Raw genomic sequence first — 17,798 nt, forward strand, 5'->3', positions numbered from 1 at the left:
GGCAGTGCCGCGCGGCGCGATGGAGCGGAAGCGACCGCCGTCAGACCCCATCGTCGGGACCGGGCTCGGCGCTGATCGTGACAGCGGCGTCGACGACCATGGCACTGGCTTGTTGTCCGGCACCCCGGCGCGATCAGGGCGGCGATGACGATCGGGACGGCGTCATCCTCCAGTACGCCGTCGTTGATGCCTTCCAGCAGGGCGACCGTCAGCGCCTCCAGTCCCGCTGCTGAGCGCCACGGGCGGCAGGTAGGAGTGGAAGGCCCCCTCCCGCCGGCCCCTCTCCAGGATGTCCGCCGCCGTATTCCGGACCGGAGCCAGGAGCGCCACGACGCGTTCGGCACCCCAGTGCCGGCGGGCCAGAGCCAGGAGCACCCGCTCGAGTCGTCCTGCACCGGGGCCGTGAGGAAGCCCAGGAGCGACTGCAGTGTCCGAGACCGACGGGGAAGCAAACCGACTTACGATCGCAGCCCGAGCCCCCGGGCTGCCGCCGAATCCCCGGCAAGGAGAGGCCCACCAGATGAGCGCCCCCCAACGACTCTTCGTCGCGGAGGGAACCTTCGGCGTCCTGGACGGCGGAGACATCCCCGTGGACACGGCCGACTGGTCCAACGGCCTGGCCGCTCCCATGTCGCACGGCGCCATCATCCTCACCGGCATCCGCACAGGCGACGTCCAGGTGACCTCCGAGACACGAGACACCCCGCCCCACGAGACCGACCATGCCCGCTGGGACGAGATCGTCGAGGTCAGCGTCCTGTGCCAGTCCGGCCGGCTCCTCGTCGAGTCCCTCGACCTGGGCCCCGCCGAAGACCCGCCCAACCTGGCCACTGCTGGCCCCGGCCGCTACCGCATCCGCGTCCACGCACACGGCCGCAGCACCAACCCCGACGGCACCGCCTCCGACCCCATCGAGCGCTATCTGTTGACCGTCTGGCCCTCAGCCTCCGCGGAAACGGCCATCCTGAAGAGCAGCCAACGCATCGCGGCAGAGCTCACCCGACATGCAGACCAGCCGGAACACGGCTGGGAACGTTCGCCGGGGTCTGCTTGATCAGTCCGATCGTGCTGCTTACCACCTCCATGAGGTTTGGCGAGGGAAGCCGTCGAGTTCTCCGCGGCCGGTGCACCAGAGGAGTACCTGGGTGGGGTCTCCGTGTGGGGCGGCGGGGAAGAGCCGGTCGAGCACTGCTGCGCTCAGCGGCGCCGGCGGCAGCCAGTCCACGGACAGTCCCTGCGTGATGTCGTAGGTGTGCAGCAGGGTTTCGGCGACGCCCATCGCCGCGAACCCTTCGGGGTCGCACGGGCCCCAGTGCCAGGCCCTCAGAGTCGGGTTGGCTGTGGCCAGGGCGCTGCCGAGCAGTCCGCCGCAGGCGGTGACGACCTGGAGTACTTCCACCGGCGAGGCAGCGGGGCGAACGCTCAGGTCGATGGGAAGGTAGGCGTCGGCGGGCTGTGCTGCCAGCTGCCCAGCGTAGGCCAGCAGGTCGTGGCCGATGTGGGCTGCTGTTTGCCAGCAGGTCCATTTCGAGCGGCCCCGCCGGCACCGTCCAGTCCTCGGCGGTATGGGGCCAAGCATCCGCAGCATCTCTGCCACGGCGGCGCGGGGCGGACGAACGCCGATGCCGTCCATATGTGCGGTCCAGCCGAGGTAAGCCGAACAGGGCAGTGGGATGATCATGGCGCCCTCAGTGCTCGTCGTCACCTCGTGGCCCAGTCGTCGTCGGCGCATCCGCGGTCTAAGCGGCGCCCGCCTTGTCGTTGACTTGGAAGGTGACGACGTCGACTTCGTCGGATACCGCCAGACCTGGGTAGTGGCCCTTGAGGACTTCCCGGAGTTCGGCTGCCGTCGTCAGCCCCTCAGCTTGGGCGTCCTGGTTGGTGAGTTCGCTGACCAGGCAGTGCCTGATGCCGGTCACCTCTGCCGACAGGACGACTTCGGGGTCGCTCTCGAACACCAGCCGGGCCGACCCGAGTTGGGCCGGGTCCCGGAAGCGGGTGGTCTTGGTCTTGGCGCCGGAGCGGACGACTTCGAGGTAGCGGGGGTTGAACCGAATGATCGGGGGACCGGCCTCGGGGTCTTGGCAGAGCGATGGGTCGAGACCGTTCATGCCCGCCTCCGGGGTCCATTGCTGAGCCAGCGGCATGAGATCTGCGGCGAGAACGGACCTGAGCCCCGCGGGCGTGGGCACGATGACGCGCATGGTGGGGTAGTAGTCCACGAAGACCTGCCGATCACGCCCGCACGGGCCGATGACCCCGCGCCCGTGGTTTCCCACGGCGACGATGCAGCGCATCTGGCGGGCGCCCTGGGCTCGCGCGGCTCCCAGAGCCACGAGTTCGGCGCAGGGTCCGCCGGTGAAGTGGTAGAGGTTCACGCCGGCGAACATCCGGTAGTTGGCGGCCATGACCGCGGCGCCCACCGTGTGGATCCCGTCTTCGTCGGGCCCGGCGTCGGTTTGCGCGTCTATGGTGCGGCGTGCCAACTCCACGAGCTCACGCTCGTCATCATCGAGAGCTCGTGCAGATGACGGGACGTACACCTTTGCGACCTTCCCTTCCGTCAGCAGTCGCCCAAGAGCATTCCACGCCATGCAGGTGGGCTCCACAGGGTTTCGGCTTACCTTGGCTGGACCCCTATGGTGGTCCCGTGGGCAGGGATGGAGCGCCCCGGCTGAGGCTGGTCGTGGTCACGGACGACGATAGCGGGCCGAGGTTGTGCCGGGGGTGCGGTGGTCCGTTGACGCCTTCGGTGAAGGCCTCGGCGGTGTTCTGCTCGTCACCGTGCCGGTCACGGCACTGGCGGCGGATGCGGCGGGCGGGAGCGAGGGCCGAGGCGGTCCAGGCCGGTGTGACGTCCAACTGCCCGGAGTGCGGCGCGTCGTGGACGATCGGGGTCGAACATCCTGCTCGGCAATGTACTGCTCTCCCTCCTGCCGCGAACGGGCCTGGCACAGGCGGCGCGCGGCGGACACCGGGTTGTGAGACCGCGCATTCGGCAGCTGTCGTGGTGCTGCACTGCGGTGCCGTGCGCCCTGGCAGGTGCCTGGAGTCGGCTGGATGGTGCGGAGTGAGCCTCCGCCAACTCGAAGTCCCAGGTCTGAGCGACCGATGACCACGCGGCCCTCGGCAGCGAGGCCGGCAGGGCTGTCGCCGTCCACCGATCATGTGACTACTCCGTTGGCGAATCGTTCACGTGGTCATGGGGCGGGGTGACCTGCCGGATGCCGAATGGGAGCAGCCTCGCCCGTTCCCGCCGGTCGGCAAAGGGCGTTGTGGCAGATGGCGGGATCACCGGCGGGTGATTCGAAACCAAGTAGGGCGCCCAGAGCAGAGCCGATGTGGAATCGCTCAACGAGCTGCTCGCCGATGTGGCGTCGGGTTGAAGAATGAACAAAAGTCTCCGTGAGGCACAGCTGCCGGCCGCCGAATGAGCTGCGGCGCGGGGAGGTGCCGCGACGGCGCGGTCCGAAGCGGAGGGCCTGGCGCACCGCATCGACGCCCTGTGAGCTGCCTCACCCGACACTGTCGGCCCGGACACACGAACTGCCTGGCCAGCCCCCCGATTCCCGGTCCACCGACCGCTTGTTGGCCGGATACGTCAATAATCTGTCATTGCAGCCAGTACGACGGTCGATACAGGCTGTGACTGTGTTGAAGCGACGTGTTGTTGTGGTGGTGTACGCGGGCGCGATGGCTTTGGACATCACCGGACCGATTGAAGTGTTCGATACCGCCAACCGGCTCCTCGACCTCTCGAGCGCCAGCCCCCCTTACGTCGTCGACTTCGTCTCCGCCGACGCACCACTGGTGCGCATGAGTTCCGGAGTGGTGATGGAGGCCTCACCCCTGGAGGCGGGGCAGGGGCCGATCGACACGCTCCTCGTGCCGGGCGGTTGGAGTCTCCACAGCGCACTTCGGGACCGGGGGCTCGTCTCCTGGATCAGCGGGGCGGCCGCCCGGTCGCGCAGAGTCGCCTCCGTATGCGGCGGATCCTTTCTGCTGGCCGAGGCCGGCCTTCTCGACGGCAGACGCGCCACCACCCACTGGGCGTACAGCGAAGCAATGGCCGGCCGCTATCCGGACGTGACGGTGGACGCCGAGCCGATCTTCGTCTGGGACGGACCCTTCGTGACCTCTGCGGGGGTGTCGACGGGCATCGACATGGCGCTGGCTCTGGTGGAGGCCGATCACGGTGCGACGCTCGCGCTGGAGACGGCACGTTTCCTGGTGCTGTTTCTCAAGCGGCACGGAGGACAGTCCCAGTACAGCGCCGTCCTCGACGCCCAGTTGGCCGACCATCCGCCGATCAGGGCAGCACAGGAGTGGATTCTGGGCAACCTGCACAACCCACTGCCCGTAGCGGAGATCGCCCGGCAGGCCAACATGAGTCAGCGCAACTTTGCCCGGGTCTTCCGGCGCGAGGTCGGCACGACACCCGGCCAGTACGTCGAGCGGACGCGTATCGCCCGCGCTCGCGAACTGCTGGAAACCACCGATCTGACGATCAGCGAGATAGCCGGCCGCTGCGGATTTGCCGCCCCCGAGACCTTCTTCCGCTCCTTCGGACGAACCCTGGGGCTCACCCCCAAGGAATACCGGCACCGCTTTCAGGTCATCTCGCCATCCGGCCTCATCGACCGGCACCACGAGAGGGACAGGAGCCCCGTATGACCAGCACGGCCTCGAACTCACCCGAGGCGAAGACGGTACGCCTGGTCGACCATCTGGCCGCGGAACTCGCCAGGGCCGGCGTCACCCACGTATTCGGCGTCGGCGGCGCGAACATCGAGGACCTGTACGACGCCATTCACCGCTGCGGTGCCGTCCGCGGCGTCGTCGCCAAGCACGAGTTCTCCGCCGTCACCATGGCCGACGGATGCGCGCGCACCACCGGGCGCATCGGCGTCGTTGCCGCCACCTCGGGCGGCGGGGCGATGAATCTCGTCCCGGGCCTGGCGGAAGCCCATGCCTCGCAGGTGCCCGTGCTGGCCCTGGTGGGCCAGCCACCGACCGGCCAGGAAGGTCACGGGGCGTTCCAGGACTCCAGCGGCAAGGCGGGCTCCTTCGATGCCCGGGAGGTTTTCGCACCCGTCTCCCGGTTCTGCGCACGGGTGGACGACGCGGACTCGCTCACGCAGCTGCTGCCCCGGGCGATGGCGGCGGCCCAGGCCCATCCACGTGGGCCGGCCGTACTGCTGCTGCCCAAGGACGTGCAGCAGGCACAGATCCCGCTGCCCGGCCGCGATACAGCCCCGACACCGCGCGTGCCGGCGCCGACGGCATCGGCGGCGCGGCTCGACACAGCCGCGCTCACCGCCGTGTCGGACACCCTCCGCGGGGCCGGCCGCGTCCTCGTCATCGCCGGTGAGGATCTCGCCGCCGCGGACGCGCGTACGGAGCTGGCCGAACTGGCCCGGCGCCTCGGGGCATGGGTGGCGGTCACCCCGGACGCCAAGGACGTCTTCGACAACCGTGATCCGCGATTCGCCGGCGTGGCCGGGGTGATGGGCCACGCCAACGTCGAAGACTGTCTGCGGCGAGCCGACGTGTGCCTGCTGGTCGGAACCCGGCTGCCGCTCCTGGCACGCGGCGGGCTCGACCGGGCCCTCGCCGCCACCGACGTCGTCTGCCTCGGCCCCCAACCGCCGTTCGTGGCAGCCACCACGCTGGACGGGAACATGCGGGACGTCCTGCACGCGGTGACCGCCCGCCTGCCGCCCCGCCCACGTGCCTGTCCACCGCACGCCGGCCCCCTTCCCGCCCCCATGCCGAGCCCGCTCTCCGATGCCCCGGGGCGAACCATCCCCTATGCGCAGGCACTTGCCGCGGTGGAGGCGGCACTCCCTCAGGACGCCCACGTCTTCGTGGACGCCGGCAACGCAGGAGCCAGCGCCATCCATCTGCTCCCGGCACCGCGCCGCGGCCGGTTCGTGGTCGCGGTCGGCATGGGCGGCATGGGCTACACCTTCGGTGCCGGCATCGGCGCCGCGCTCACCACCGGTCGACGCACCTACGTCCTCGCCGGAGACGGGGCCTTCTTCATGCACGGGATGGAAGTGCACACCGCTGTGGAGTACGCCGCACCCGTTACCTTCGTGATCTTCAACAACAACGCGCACGCCATGTGCGCGCTGCGTGAGGAATTCCTCCAGGGCGGCGTCCGCCGGGACGACCTGTTCGGCCGGACCGACCTCGCCGCCGGGGTGGCCGCTGCCTTCCCGTCCCTTGAGGCCACAGGGGCCGGTGACGCGGCGCAGCTGCGCACGACGCTGCTGCGCGGCAACGCGGGCGGCGGCCCGGCTTTCGTCGCGGTGGACTGCGACCCGCGGGAGATCCCGCCGTTCCTTCCCTTCCGGCCCTTCACCGACCTCACCGAAAGCACCAACGGTGCCGACAGCAAGGAGAGTTCAGATGAGCAAGGAGTCCTCCACGTTGGCTGACGTCCCCGGTCTGATGCGGATCGAGAACCCCGGCAAGGATGAGCTGACCGCGCACTGCATGGAGCTCACCCACGCCGTCTACCCCCACCATCAGGTCTACGGCCAGTACTGCACCATCCAGGAGTACGTCGACTGCCCCCCTGAGCAGGCCTACGGCTACCTGCGTCAGGGGCACCACCTGGAGGAGTGGACCTGCAGCCTGCGGGACTTCGCGCCTTCCGGTACGCCGGGGCTGTGGGTCGGGTACGACCGGCTCGAGGACGACACCAGGATCTACTGCAAGGTCGTCGCCAACCCCGAGGCGATGACCGTGGACTACCACTGCTCGTGGGACCAGGGCGAGAAGCTGTGGATGATCTACCTGATGCGCGTCGTACCGGCCCGCCTGGTGCTCGACAAGCCGGGATCGGTGATCACTTGGACCAACTGCCGGCACCCCTATTACGACGCCAACCCGCACCCCGACAGGGCCCCCCGCCCGGACCGGCCCTGGGTGGGCGACTACTGGGACCTCTTCTACGCGGGGCACACCGTGGAGATGAACAACCTCAAGGCGATCCTGGAACACCGCCACCGCAACGGCCTGCCGGTCAGCGTGGCCCCGGGTAAGGCGGTGGCGCGGTGACCCCGGTCAGTCTCACCGACGTCGCGAGCTACCTGCCCGGCGCTCCGGTGCCCGCGGAGTTCTACACCGAGTACCCCGGAGCCGAGGACAAGCTCCGCAACCACCCCATGTTCAAGGTCCCGCCGTCACGGCACCACGTGGCCGCGGACGAGACCAACGCGGACATGGTCGAGCGCGCCGTACAGCCCCTGATCGAACGGCACGGCAGGGACGAGATCCGGGGCGTCGACGTGCTGTTGGTGCACAGCCAGCTGCCGGACCTGCCGTTCACAGGCGCCGGCACCGAGGTGGCACGCCGGCTGGGCCTGAACCCGGAGTGGCTCGTCGACGTGGCCAACGCGGGCTGCGCGTCCTTCGTGTACATGCTGAAGCTGGCCCGGCAGATCCTTGCCACCACCGATGCGAAGACGGCACTGATCTGCAACGCGCAGAGCGCGGCGGGCCAGTGCTTCACCCAGTCCGAGGTGCGCAGGCTCGCACAGGCGGCGATCCCGGGCGACGGCTGCGGAGTGGGATATGTGACGAAGTCGGCCGGCACGCCGGTCCTCGACGTGGAGACCCGGCACATCGGCGCGTACGCCGGGGACATGACCGTGGCGGTCGACGACGGACGCAAGTACTGGGAGCCGGGAGAGTCCCAGCTGCGGATCGGATTCACCGACTCCAGTGTCGCCAGGGTCCTGGCGCGCGGGAACCGCCTCGTCCCCGAAGTGGTCGCGGACCTGTGCCGGCGGATCGGCGTGGCGACCACCGACATCGACGTCCTCATCACCAACCAGCCCAACCGCACGTTTCTGCGGAACTGGCGCGAGGCGCTGCAACTGCCGGCCGAACGGCACCTGAACACCTTCGACGAGTACGGAAACCTGTTCGGCGCGGCGATCCCGATCACCCTGGACCGCGCGATCGGCTCCCGGCAGGTCGAGGACGGCGACCTGGTGGTGCTCGCAGGATTCGCCCACGCGGGCGACTTCGCCGGTGCCGTCGCCGTCCGCTGGCACGGCGGACGGGACTGAGCGATGGACATCCCCGTACCGCACCGACTTGCCCTGAACGAGAGCCCGTATCCCCCGCTGCCCTCGGTGCGCGAGGCGATGCAACGGGCGGTCGCGCAGGCCCATCGCTACCCGCAGTTCCATCCCGACGACCTCACCGAGCGGATCGCCGCATGGTGCCAGGTGGCCTCCGACCGCGTCGTGGTCGGCAGCGGATCGGTGGGGGTGGCCCTGCAGTTGCTCCAGGCAGTGGTCCGACCCGGCGACACGGTGGTCCACGGCTGGCGCACGTTCGACGCCTATCCCCTGCTGGCCACGATGGCCGGCGCGCACCCCGTCCCCGTACCCCTGTCGCCGGACGGACACCAGGACCTGAGCGCCCTGCTCACGGCGCTCGACCACCGCTCCCGCGTGGTGGTGCTGTGCAATCCCCACAACCCCACCGGAAGCCTCGTCACCGCCGACGCGCTGTCGGCGTTCCTGCGGCAGGTTCCCCGACACGTCACCGTGCTGCTCGACGAGGCGTACGTGGAGTTCGCCCGCCACACCGCCCTGCCGGACACGCCCGCGCTCTTGGACTCGCATCCCAACCTGCTCGTCCTGCGCACCTTTTCGAAGGCCTACGGCCTTGCCGCCCTGCGGGTCGGCTACGGACTCGGCGCGTCCGAGCTGGTGGCGCGGATCCGCCGGCAACAACTGCCCTTCGGAATCAACGCGGTGGCCACGGCGGCGGTCAAGGCCTCGCTGCGAGCCGGCGGCGAGCTGCGCCGACGCGTGGACGCCGTCGTCGCCGAACGCGAACGGGTGTGGCACGCACTCGTCGGCCTCGGCTGGCGCGTGCACCCGAGCCACGCCAACTTCCTCTGGGTCCCCGCACCCGGTCCGGTCGACGAGGGGGCCATGGCACTCACCGCGGCCGGTGTTCAGGCACGCCACCACCCCGGCGAGGGGCTCCGGATCACCATCGGCGGCCGGCAGGCCAACGACGCCGTGATCGCCGCGCTGGCGGAGGTGGGACGCCCCGGGGTGTCAGGCAGGCGTGCGCCGAACACACCGGCGGACGAGGCGGTCGCTCCCTGTCACCGTCGTCTGCCGGTGAGCGGGCGGAGACCTCGGATGCGCCGGTCCTGACGGCTGCCTGCGGCGTTCCTGCACCCGAAGGCCTACCACGCCCTGGTCCCGACGTCGGAGGCGGTGCGCGCCACGGCCGCCGACGGACGCGGGCCTGGTCCGCATCCTCGTCGAGCCTTGGTGAACCTGCGCGGCAGAGGAGGGCGACGACGAGGCCGGTCACGGCGGGGGCCTTGTCACGGCTCAACGGCTGCGCCTGCTGCCTCGGCGTGCACACCAAGGCGGCCGTGCACGCCGGTGAGACGCCCCGGCGACTCGGTGTGCCGGCCGCCTGGCGAACCGACCTGATCACGCCGCAGGAGCGGGCCGCGCTCGCCCAGGCGGGCGACCACCTGCCCAGCCGACCACGCCGCCCGGGACACCGCGTACGCCACGACCCGGGAGGTCGTCACCGAGGAGCAGATCTCGGTGGTGATCTGGGTGGCGGTCACCGTCAAAGCCTTCGACCGGCTCTCCGTGTCAGCGGGCATCCCGTGCGCTGACCGGGGTACCCGGGGATCGTCCCTGTGATCAGGAGGCGACCATGACCGAGCCCGTCCCGATGCCGACCCCGTCCCAGGCCGAGGGCGAACGCGAACCGGACGACGTCCCGACCGAACCGGACCGTACGACGCCTTCCCAGGCGGAGGGCGAGGACTACGACGAGCAGGAGACCGACCTGCCCGAACCGTGACCCTCACCTGCTGGTCCGGGCCTGCGGTGCCTGCTCCCTGAGGAGGGTGTCCGTCCAGCGGATCTGCCGCGGCGTCTGCGGGTGGCAGTGGCTCGCCGCCAGGGCGAGCAGTTCCTCGTCGCGCAGGGCCTGCGCGGCGGCCTGCGCCAGCATCTCCCATGGCAGCGAGGTGCGGGGCGCGGCCACGTGCAGGTCGCACAGGTCGTGCAGGAGCGGCAGGGCCGGCTCGGGCGCCGCCCGAGCGCCTCGGAGGTTTCCTCGCGCCGCGCGGCGATGGCGCCCAGCGAGGCGTCGTCCACGGGCCCCTACAGGTCGAGGCCGCGCTCGTGGCCGAGGTCGGCAAGGCGCGCGCAGTGCTCGCGGGACCAGCGGGCACGTCCAGGGCGATGTGGTGGAACGGTGCGGTGCCGCTCGGCCGCGGCGAGGTTCCCTTCGCGCTCGTCGTGGAGGGCGCGCAGTGTTGCGGTGCGTCTTCCTGCCTTCTCGGGCGACACGGTCTCCGGACGCATCCATGTGAGCGAAGAAGGAACGCTGACAGTGCAGGGCTGCGGCCGCCCTCGCGGACCTCGACTCGCGGACCTCGACTTGTTGGGGCGGCCCGATGTCCGTGAAGTGATCGATGCTGTCGAACACCTTGTCACCCGACAAGTCAGAACGTCCCTTGCGCGGCCCGACGAGCACAGCTTGTACCGAGGGCCTCCGACCAGCCGTCCGACGCCGCTCAGCGCGCCCTGGACGTCCTCGACGGGGTACCGCCCGCACCCGGCTGCAGCGACTGGAGGGCCTGCTCGCCGCCCGCCCCGCCGAGTACGTGGCCGATCTCCGCGAACGCCTACGCGCCCTGCCGCCTCCTGTGGACGCGTCCGGCGCCGCATCGGCGTGAGGTGCGCCGGACATCCGGCCGTGGTCCGCGGTCGGGGTCGCGGACCTGCTCGGGGTCGAAGGCGGCGAACCAGTCGGGCGGGGCGAGATTGACCATGCCCAGTGACTGATGGATCTCGTTGTCAGGCTGTTCGATGCAGTCGAGGGCGTTGTCGAACAGCATCAGTAGGTGTTCTTGAACCCGAGACTCACTATCTGATTCGGACGTCAGGTCCCCTGGTGACGGAGTCGGTGCATACGCATTATGGGACGCATGAGGATTATTGAGGTGGTGCGACGACGCTGGGCATGGCCGACCAGTACTCCGCCGACCGTGCCGCCTTCAGGGCCGCCAGCGTTTCACCGCCCAGGATGTCGTCGGCAGGTGTCCGACAGCGAGACCGCCTGCGGTTCGTGTGGAACACGACGAATCGACGACTGACCTGCTCTCCTTCAGGCCCACCGATATGCTCGCGCTATGCGAGAACAGAGGCGAATGGCCAAGACGGCTCGATGGCTGATGATTTGGGTCGTGTTCACCATCGTCATGCGCTTCGTCACCGGCCTCGCAGGCATTTACCAGGGCTGGCTGAACACTGCGGTGACGTCCGCGTCGATCGTGGCCGTCTGGTTCCTGGGCTCGTGGTTTCGGTCCCGCAGGGAGCGCAAGGCCGCAACGTCGTAGCCAGACTGCGGCTCGGAGGGCCGACGGGACCGGCTCTCGGCCGGGATATCCAGCAGGAAGCGGACTGTTCGATCCATTACCTGCGGCGTACTCCGATTCGAAGCATCACCGCGACCCCACTACGCAGACCGGGAACGGCGGTCAGCCGAGTCGCTTGCACCCAAAGACGCGAACGCGGCCCGGCCTCATCGCCCTCCAACAGGCCGCCTCGCCCAACCCCGAGCTCGAAACAGACATTCACTCGCGAATCACCCGCTCAAGGCATGGCCTCATGTGTGCGGATCGGCTGATGCGCCGTTTCGGCTACTCCGCGACGCTCGCGATGAACGTGTGTTGGATGCCGGCTGCGAGGACGCGTATGTCCTCGCCTGCCGCGTGCACCGTGGTGGTCTCGAAGCGCCACTCCTCGGCGGGTGCCCGGTCGTGAATGCCCCAGGTCAAATGGACGTGGCCACCGGGGCGGTGTTCGGCTGCGAGGGTCAGGTCGTAGCAGAGGGAATGCCAGGTACGTGCTCCTGCCCAGCCCCTGAAGTCTTCGGCGAGTGAGGCGAAGAAGGCGGCGAGACCGTCGCCGGCCCAGGTCTGCACCGAGGTTTCAACATGTCCCCAGGGCCCGCATGCCCTGAGGAGGAAATCGAGTGTCGGTTCACCCGCAAACGGACGGGTCGGCTCGGAGAGCAGCGGGTGAGCGGGACCGGGACTTCCCACCTGGACCACGGGGAGGCCGGAATCGTCGTAGTCGATCACGCCAACAGGTGAAGGGAGGCGGCACCGGGTGCAGCCTCACCCTGAAATGGCCGGAGTCGCTCCTGGCCTCGCTTCTTCGACCCTTGAAGTGAGTGGGGAGGGTGGGAGCGAAGAGGAGGTCGCGATCATCTGTGGATAGGTTCGGGCCATGACTGGTGACTGGCGGATGGACAGGATCGGGGCTGCTCTGCGGGGTGAGAACCCGACCGTGTTGCGGCGGCTTGAGTCGGGTTTTGCGGTGATCGGCGATGTGCAGTTCCTGCCGGGCTACTCGGTTCTCCTCGTGGATGCACTGAACGTTCAGCGGCTGTCTGACCTGCCGAGGGCCAAGCGGCTGGCGTTTCTGTCCGACATGGACCGACTCGGGGAAGCGGTTGAGCGGGTCTGTCGGCAGCTGGACCCTGATTTCCGCCGGGTCAACCTGGAGATCCTGGGAAACACGGATCCGTTCTTGCATGCCCATGTCTGGCCGCGCTTCGCATGGGAGCCGGCCGAGCTGGTGGGCAAGCCTGTGTGGCTGTATCCGCGTGAGCGGTGGAGTGACGAGCGGTTCAGACTCGGTTCGCAGCATGATGTGCTGCGGGAGGCGATCGGCAGGGAACTGGACCGGTTGCGTTCGACGGACTGACGGTGAGGGCCCGCCGACCCTCAGGTCGGCGGGGGCGGGCCAGAGGATCAGTGACGTTCGCTGGACGTCACGGAGTCCTTCGCAACGGAACCACGTCAGGGATGGCCCTGGGGACAAAGCGGCGGGCCGTTCCCGGACGCACCTCACGGCGGGCCCGGAAAGAGGAAGCACCGCATGTGTGACGTGACGATTCACGCCACGGAGTGCGAAGCCGAGGCCGCCGGTGTGAAGCCGGCGGCCGAGCGCCAGGACGCGCTCGACGAGCAGCTCATCGGGTAGCTGGTCGACCGGGGGGGCTGAGGGCCGACCTCACCCCGTTCTCCGGCGCCGCGGTGGGACCGCCGCCGGACCGGCCGGCGTCGGCGGCGACTGGTACGACGCCGCCTGCGCCCACAACGGATACCACGCCTGCCCGCGCGAGCCTCTTGAGTGTGCCGGGATGCCGGTCACCGTCCGTCGGCCTCCATGCCGGGCTGGGTGAGGGTGCGGAAGATCTTGTCGATGTTCTCCGGTGCGCTCTGGGGGCTCTCGGTGAGCCACCACTCCAGACAGGCGAGGCGTGAGGCGAGGATGAAGCGGACGACCGCCTCGCGTGAAAGCCCGAGGTCAGCTGTAGACGGTCAATTCTGCGATTGACCACCAGTTACTCGCGACGTTGCCAGTGTTGACGACCTTGATGTGGCGAGCTGTCTGGGTCGGGAAGGATACAAGTTCGACCCGCTGGCCGTCCGTTATGGAAGAGACCTTGGTCCAGTCGGTTCCGTTCGTGGAGACGTACACGTCCGCGCTTCGCGCATAGTCGCCGATGTTGCTGCCGGAATCCAGCAGGATCTTGTCGAACGTTTGGGTCTGCTGCATGTCGACCTGGATCCAGAGACCGTCGTACTGGCCCGTTCCAGAGCTGTACCGGGTGCCGGAATCGCCGTCCAGCATGTTCGCGGGACCGTCGTTGTACGGGCTTGTGTCCGAGGTCGTCGCTGTCCAGCCCGTCCGCGACAGCGCGGGGCCCAGGTCTATGACGTCGAACGATGCTGAACCCGCGTCCGCTCCGCCGGCGCCGTTCACCGAGACCTTGTACGTCCCCACCGCAAGCCCGCTCGGCACGTACGCGCTGATGCTCGTGTCCGACCAGCTGTCGATTTCGGCGAAGAGCTTCCCGAAACGCACCGTACCCAGCCCCTGTGCGTCACCGAAGTGAGAACCGCTGATCGTGAACTTGGCGCGCGGTATGCCCTGCTTCGGCTTCAGACTGCTGAAGACCGGCGCCGGGAAGCCGGACAGGTTCTGTGTGGTGAACATCGCCGACGTCCCGCTCGGCAGCGTGTAAGTGTACGAGCCGTCGGCGGACACCGAGAAGCTCTGGCTGCCGACGGTTCCATTGAATACCGCAGTGACCTGCGCCCCTTCCGGACTGGTCCAGGTCTTCATCTGGAGCCCCTTGGGCACCGATGTGGGCGCAGCGATCGAACCGGTGCCGCTCGAGGATCCGTATACGCTGATCTCAGCGATGCTCCACCAGAAACCGGATGCCGCGACGCAGACGATGCGAATGTACCGTGCCGTCTGCTCCGGCAACGTGACGGCTGTCCTGCCTATGTTCCCGCTGCCGTTCGCGACCGCGCTGCCCCAGTCGGCCCCGTCGTCCGAGACGTACACCTGGTACTTGGTGACGTAGTCGAAGGAGTTGCTCTCTCCGGTGGCGAAGACGATCTTGTCGAAGGTCGTCGGGCTCCCCAGATCGATCTGGAACCAGGCACCGCTGGTCGTCCCCTGGCCGAGATTCCACCGGGTGTTGATGTCGCCGTCGATCGCGTTCGAGGCCGCACCCCAGTCCGGGCTCGACGAGGCCGTGGCGGTCCACCTGCCACGGCTCAGTGAGGATCCGGGCGTCCGGATCGCCGCTCCGATCGGCAGTGAGTACGTGAGCAGCTTGCTTCCGGTGCGGACTGCGTTCTGGTAAGGCAGGAGTGCCGGGTCGTACGTGACCGTCATCGGCCCCAGCGATGACTTGAACGTGAAGTCATGGGTCGGATCCGAGACGTTGGTCGCCGCCGGGGTACCGCCGCTGCGCCGACCGGAATACGTGAACGTGACGGCGTCACCGGCGTTCAGGGTGTAGTCGAAGGACTGCGTCCCGTCCGCCACGCTGAAGTTCTTCGCCGCGGTCCCCGAGTTGTACGCGATCAGGACCTTCGAGCCGTCCGGGTTCTGGAACGCGACGCTCTCGATGCTTCCTTCCCCGAAGGTGTTCGAGTAGATGCGATGCGCTCCGGGCTTCACGAACCTGCTGGCGTGAGCGAGTGCGTAGTAGTCCACGTTGTAGGACACCTGCCCGCTGCCCGGATCGACCGTGACCAGTCCGCGGCACATGGGGATGCCATTGGTGTCGCTGTTGAGCGGCCCCAAGTCGGGGTCGAGCGCTGTGTTCCAGAGCGTCACGCCGTTCGCCCAGTTGCGCATGCCCTTGATGATCCAGGTGCCGAGTGCGTCATTGAACGCGGTCTCATCGTCGCCCTGCCAGACGCCGCCGCTGGCTTCCGTGATGTAGGTCTCCTTGCCCGGAAAGTCGTTGTGGACCAGGGTCTGGTACGTCGGGTTGCCGCTGTAGATGTGCCAGCCGGTGCCGACCGTGTACCGGGAGGCGGCGGGGTCGCTGAAGATCGTCTCGGGATACGAGGGCACATCCCAGTTGTGGTCCCAGGCGAGGATCTTCGTGGAGATGCCGTTGGCCGCGAATGCCTGGCCGATCTCCTGGATCAGCGCGGATTCCTGGTAGGCGGACAGGAACATGCCGGGCCAACTCGGCGTGCCCATGGGCTCGTTCTGCGGCGAGATGTAGGAGATGGGCACACCGGCCTTGCCGTAGGCCTTGACGAACTTCACGAAGTAGTCGGCCAGCGTGGAAGCGTACTCGCTCTTGAGGGTGCCTCCGATCATGGAGTCCGAGGTCTTCATCCAGCCTGGCGGGCTCCATGGGTTGGCCATGATCTTGGCGGACGGGTTCTGTGCGAGAGCCTGCCGCAATACCGGAATGATGTACTTCTCGTCATGCTGGACAGAGAAGTTGGACAGGGTCGGGTCCGTCCTTCCCGCCGGCATGTCGTCGTAGGAGTAGTTACCGGACGCGTTGAAGTCCGTGGCGCCCATCGGCGTGCGGATCAGGCTGAGACCGATGCCCTTCGAGGGGTCGTACAGCTTCTCCATCAGCTTCGCCCTGTCAGCGGTGGACAGCTTGTTGATGAGCCAGGCGGAAGAGTCGGTCATGGCCGCCCCGAAGCCCTGGATCTTCTGGTACTTGACGCTGTCGTCGACCTTGATCGTGAACGGGTTGTCCGTGTCCCTCGTCCGGAACAGCACATCGCTCTGGCCGACGACCCACTTCTTGGCCGACATGTCGGTCAGCCAGACCTGCACAGACGAACTGCGTGACGAGGCGGCGGCGTTGCCGGAAACCTGGGTCCAGGCGGCGACGCCGATGGCGGTGGTGAGGAACTGACGTCGTCCAAGACCGTACGAGCTCATTGAGGATCCTCCTTCAGACCTGTTTGTTCAGTCCTGCTCTGTGGCGCCGGTGCTCGGCGTCTTGATCACGAGTGGGTGCAGCTCCCACGCGTCGACCGCGAAGCCGAGACGCGCACCCGGTGCGGTGCGGGCCTGAAGTCGCCACGGGCTCTGCCCTGTCGGGTAGAAGCGCAGCGTGAGGACCTGGCCGGTGGTGGTCAGGAAGACCTCGGCGATGGAGTGGTCGACGACCACACGCAGGTCGACGGACCGGCTGGTGGGGCAGGGCATCCGGTAGGAGCCGCCTTGGGCGCGGCTGTCCAGGGAGGCGTGGTCGCGGTCGACGACCAGTTCGCCGGCATCGGCATCGAGGCGGATGTCGAGGTACTCGGAGTCGTCCGGGGTGGTGAGCAGCCGCAGGCCGGCGTTCCCGGTCGGCTCCAGACGGGCCGTCAAGTCGAAGGCACGGCCCACGTCGCCGAGGTCCACCGGCTCCGGGCCATGGGTCGCACCCCCGGCATGCACGGTGTGCGCACCGCGCAGGGCGAGCAGTTCGGCGGCGGGCCGCTGGCGCAGCGTGCCGTCGACGTCGACGTGGATCTCGCGGGGCAGGGTGAGGACTCCGGCCCATCCGCCGGCGACGGCCCAGGCTTGGTCGCGGGCTTCCCATGACCAGCCCCACAGCAGCCATCTGCCGCCAGGTGCGCGCAGCAGGGCGGGTGCGTAGCAGTCGGGGCCGTGGTCCGCCCACGCCGGCGGGCCGGCCTGGAAGTGGCCGTCGTGCTCTTCGCCGATCAGGGCGGCGACGCGCATCGGGCCAGTGGGTTCGGTCCAGGTACCGAAGATGAGGGCGCCGAGTCCGCTGGCTGCCGGGAGGTACTGGGGGCATTCCCAGCCATCGCCGGTGAGCTCCTCGGTGCCGCAGATGGGCTCCGGGTGACGGGTGGCGAAGGGCCCTCGGTAGGTCCAGTTCTCCAGGTCGGGCGAGTCGTAGAGGAGGGCGGCGGCGCGGCCGTCCGCGAGGGCGGCGCCGACCAGCATCCGCCAGCCGTCACCGTCCCGCCAGACGTAGGGGTCGCGGTACATGGTGCAGCCCTCGGGCAGCTCGGGGATGAGCAGTTCGCCCCGCGGGCTGAAGGTCGTGCCGCTGTCGTGGGAGACGGCGCAGGTGACCGGCTGGTGCTGGGGCGAGCGGTCCTCGCGGTGCGCCGAGTAGAAGGCGACGAGTCGGTCGCCGTCGGAGATGGCGTTGCCCGAGAAGCAGCCGTCGGAGTCCACGCCACCGGGCGTCGGGGTCAGGGCGATCGGCAGCGGCTCCCAGCTCAGCAGGTCGGGGCTGCGGAAGTGGCCCCAGTGCAGGTTCGCGTGTGTCGCACCGTACGGGTTGTACTGGTAGGAGACGTGGTAGTGACCGTCGTGGAAAGCCAGCCCGTTGGGGTCGTTGATCCAGTTGCGGGGCGGGCGTAGGTGCGCCACGGGGCGGTGCGGATCGCTGGGTGAGGTGGACAC

Annotated in this window: 17 protein-coding genes; 10 read left to right on the forward strand and 7 right to left on the reverse strand. The window is 68.7% G+C overall.

The genetic code is table 11. The features are described 5' to 3' along the window. The first annotated feature begins 520 nt into the window (after positions 1-520). The gene (locus ACFY2L_RS26425) at positions 521-1,054 is read left to right on the forward strand and encodes a hypothetical protein (RefSeq protein WP_390823590.1); all 534 of its coding nucleotides are present in this window, start codon (positions 521-523) and stop codon (positions 1,052-1,054) included. Between the two features lie 18 nt (positions 1,055-1,072). Here the strand turns inward: ACFY2L_RS26425 and ACFY2L_RS26430 are convergent, their stop codons facing one another. Next, positions 1,073-1,681 carry a hypothetical protein gene (locus tag ACFY2L_RS26430; protein WP_390823591.1) on the reverse strand — a complete coding sequence of 203 codons (609 nt, stop codon included), beginning with the start codon at positions 1,679-1,681 and terminating at the stop codon, positions 1,073-1,075. Between the two features lie 58 nt (positions 1,682-1,739). Continuing rightward, positions 1,740-2,594 (reverse strand): ASCH domain-containing protein, encoded by an 855-nt coding sequence (locus ACFY2L_RS26435; protein ID WP_390823592.1) that lies wholly within the window; start codon positions 2,592-2,594, stop codon positions 1,740-1,742. A gap of 1,057 nt (positions 2,595-3,651) precedes the next feature. Here ACFY2L_RS26435 and ACFY2L_RS26440 point away from each other — a divergent pair. From ACFY2L_RS26440 to ACFY2L_RS26470, 7 genes are all read left to right on the forward strand, one after another. Continuing rightward, complete coding sequence (locus tag ACFY2L_RS26440; RefSeq protein WP_390823593.1) at positions 3,652-4,674, forward strand: GlxA family transcriptional regulator; 1,023 nt, start codon at positions 3,652-3,654, stop codon at positions 4,672-4,674. Then, positions 4,671-6,443, forward strand: a complete 1,773-nt coding sequence (locus tag ACFY2L_RS26445; RefSeq protein WP_390823594.1) for a thiamine pyrophosphate-binding protein — start codon at positions 4,671-4,673, stop codon at positions 6,441-6,443. The genes ACFY2L_RS26440 and ACFY2L_RS26445 overlap by 4 nt, the downstream gene beginning before the upstream one ends. Continuing rightward, positions 6,415-7,068: an SRPBCC family protein gene (locus ACFY2L_RS26450; RefSeq protein ID WP_390662174.1), complete on the forward strand. Its 654-nt coding sequence runs from the start codon at positions 6,415-6,417 to the stop codon at positions 7,066-7,068. Before ACFY2L_RS26445 ends, ACFY2L_RS26450 begins: the two co-directional genes overlap by 29 nt. Continuing rightward, entirely contained in the window at positions 7,065-8,084 is a 1,020-nt protein-coding gene (locus tag ACFY2L_RS26455; RefSeq protein WP_390662173.1) for a 3-oxoacyl-ACP synthase III family protein, read from the forward strand. Before ACFY2L_RS26450 ends, ACFY2L_RS26455 begins: the two co-directional genes overlap by 4 nt. Before the next feature lie 3 nt (positions 8,085-8,087). Continuing rightward, positions 8,088-9,194 (forward strand): histidinol-phosphate transaminase, encoded by a 1,107-nt coding sequence (locus ACFY2L_RS26460; protein ID WP_390823595.1) that lies wholly within the window; start codon positions 8,088-8,090, stop codon positions 9,192-9,194. A gap of 209 nt (positions 9,195-9,403) precedes the next feature. Further along, positions 9,404-9,676 (forward strand): hypothetical protein, encoded by a 273-nt coding sequence (locus ACFY2L_RS26465; protein ID WP_390823748.1) that lies wholly within the window; start codon positions 9,404-9,406, stop codon positions 9,674-9,676. A gap of 41 nt (positions 9,677-9,717) precedes the next feature. After that, the gene (locus ACFY2L_RS26470) at positions 9,718-9,867 is read left to right on the forward strand and encodes a hypothetical protein (protein WP_390662171.1); all 150 of its coding nucleotides are present in this window, start codon (positions 9,718-9,720) and stop codon (positions 9,865-9,867) included. 3 nt (positions 9,868-9,870) lie between these two features. Here ACFY2L_RS26470 and ACFY2L_RS26475 read toward each other — a convergent pair whose 3' ends face one another. Together ACFY2L_RS26475 and ACFY2L_RS26480 are read right to left on the reverse strand one after the other, a co-directional pair. Then, positions 9,871-10,053 carry a hypothetical protein gene (locus tag ACFY2L_RS26475; protein ID WP_390662170.1) on the reverse strand — a complete coding sequence of 61 codons (183 nt, stop codon included), beginning with the start codon at positions 10,051-10,053 and terminating at the stop codon, positions 9,871-9,873. A 646-nt stretch (positions 10,054-10,699) separates the two neighbouring features. After that, entirely contained in the window at positions 10,700-10,912 is a 213-nt protein-coding gene (locus tag ACFY2L_RS26480; protein WP_390662168.1) for a hypothetical protein, read from the reverse strand. A gap of 348 nt (positions 10,913-11,260) precedes the next feature. On the opposite strand from ACFY2L_RS26480, the gene ACFY2L_RS26485 reads away from it, so the two are divergent. Then, entirely contained in the window at positions 11,261-11,413 is a 153-nt protein-coding gene (locus ACFY2L_RS26485) for a hypothetical protein (RefSeq protein ID WP_390823596.1), read from the forward strand. Positions 11,414-11,716: 303 nt separating this feature from the next. Here ACFY2L_RS26485 and ACFY2L_RS26490 read toward each other — a convergent pair whose 3' ends face one another. Next, entirely contained in the window at positions 11,717-12,160 is a 444-nt protein-coding gene (locus ACFY2L_RS26490; RefSeq protein WP_390662166.1) for a DUF6228 family protein, read from the reverse strand. 148 nt (positions 12,161-12,308) lie between these two features. Between ACFY2L_RS26490 and ACFY2L_RS26495 the strand changes: the two genes are divergently transcribed. Next, positions 12,309-12,788, forward strand: a complete 480-nt coding sequence (locus tag ACFY2L_RS26495) for an HIT family protein (protein WP_390662165.1) — start codon at positions 12,309-12,311, stop codon at positions 12,786-12,788. A gap of 606 nt (positions 12,789-13,394) precedes the next feature. On the opposite strand, the gene ACFY2L_RS26500 is transcribed toward ACFY2L_RS26495, so the two are convergent. Then, complete coding sequence (locus ACFY2L_RS26500; protein WP_390823597.1) at positions 13,395-16,310, reverse strand: discoidin domain-containing protein; 2,916 nt, start codon at positions 16,308-16,310, stop codon at positions 13,395-13,397. Between the two features lie 27 nt (positions 16,311-16,337). Next, entirely contained in the window at positions 16,338-17,798 is a 1,461-nt protein-coding gene (locus ACFY2L_RS26505) for a glycoside hydrolase family 32 protein (protein WP_390823598.1), read from the reverse strand.

The sequence above is a fragment of the Streptomyces sp. NPDC001381 genome, from assembly GCF_042895685.1.
Taxonomy (GTDB): Bacteria; Actinomycetota; Actinomycetes; order Streptomycetales; family Streptomycetaceae; genus Streptomyces.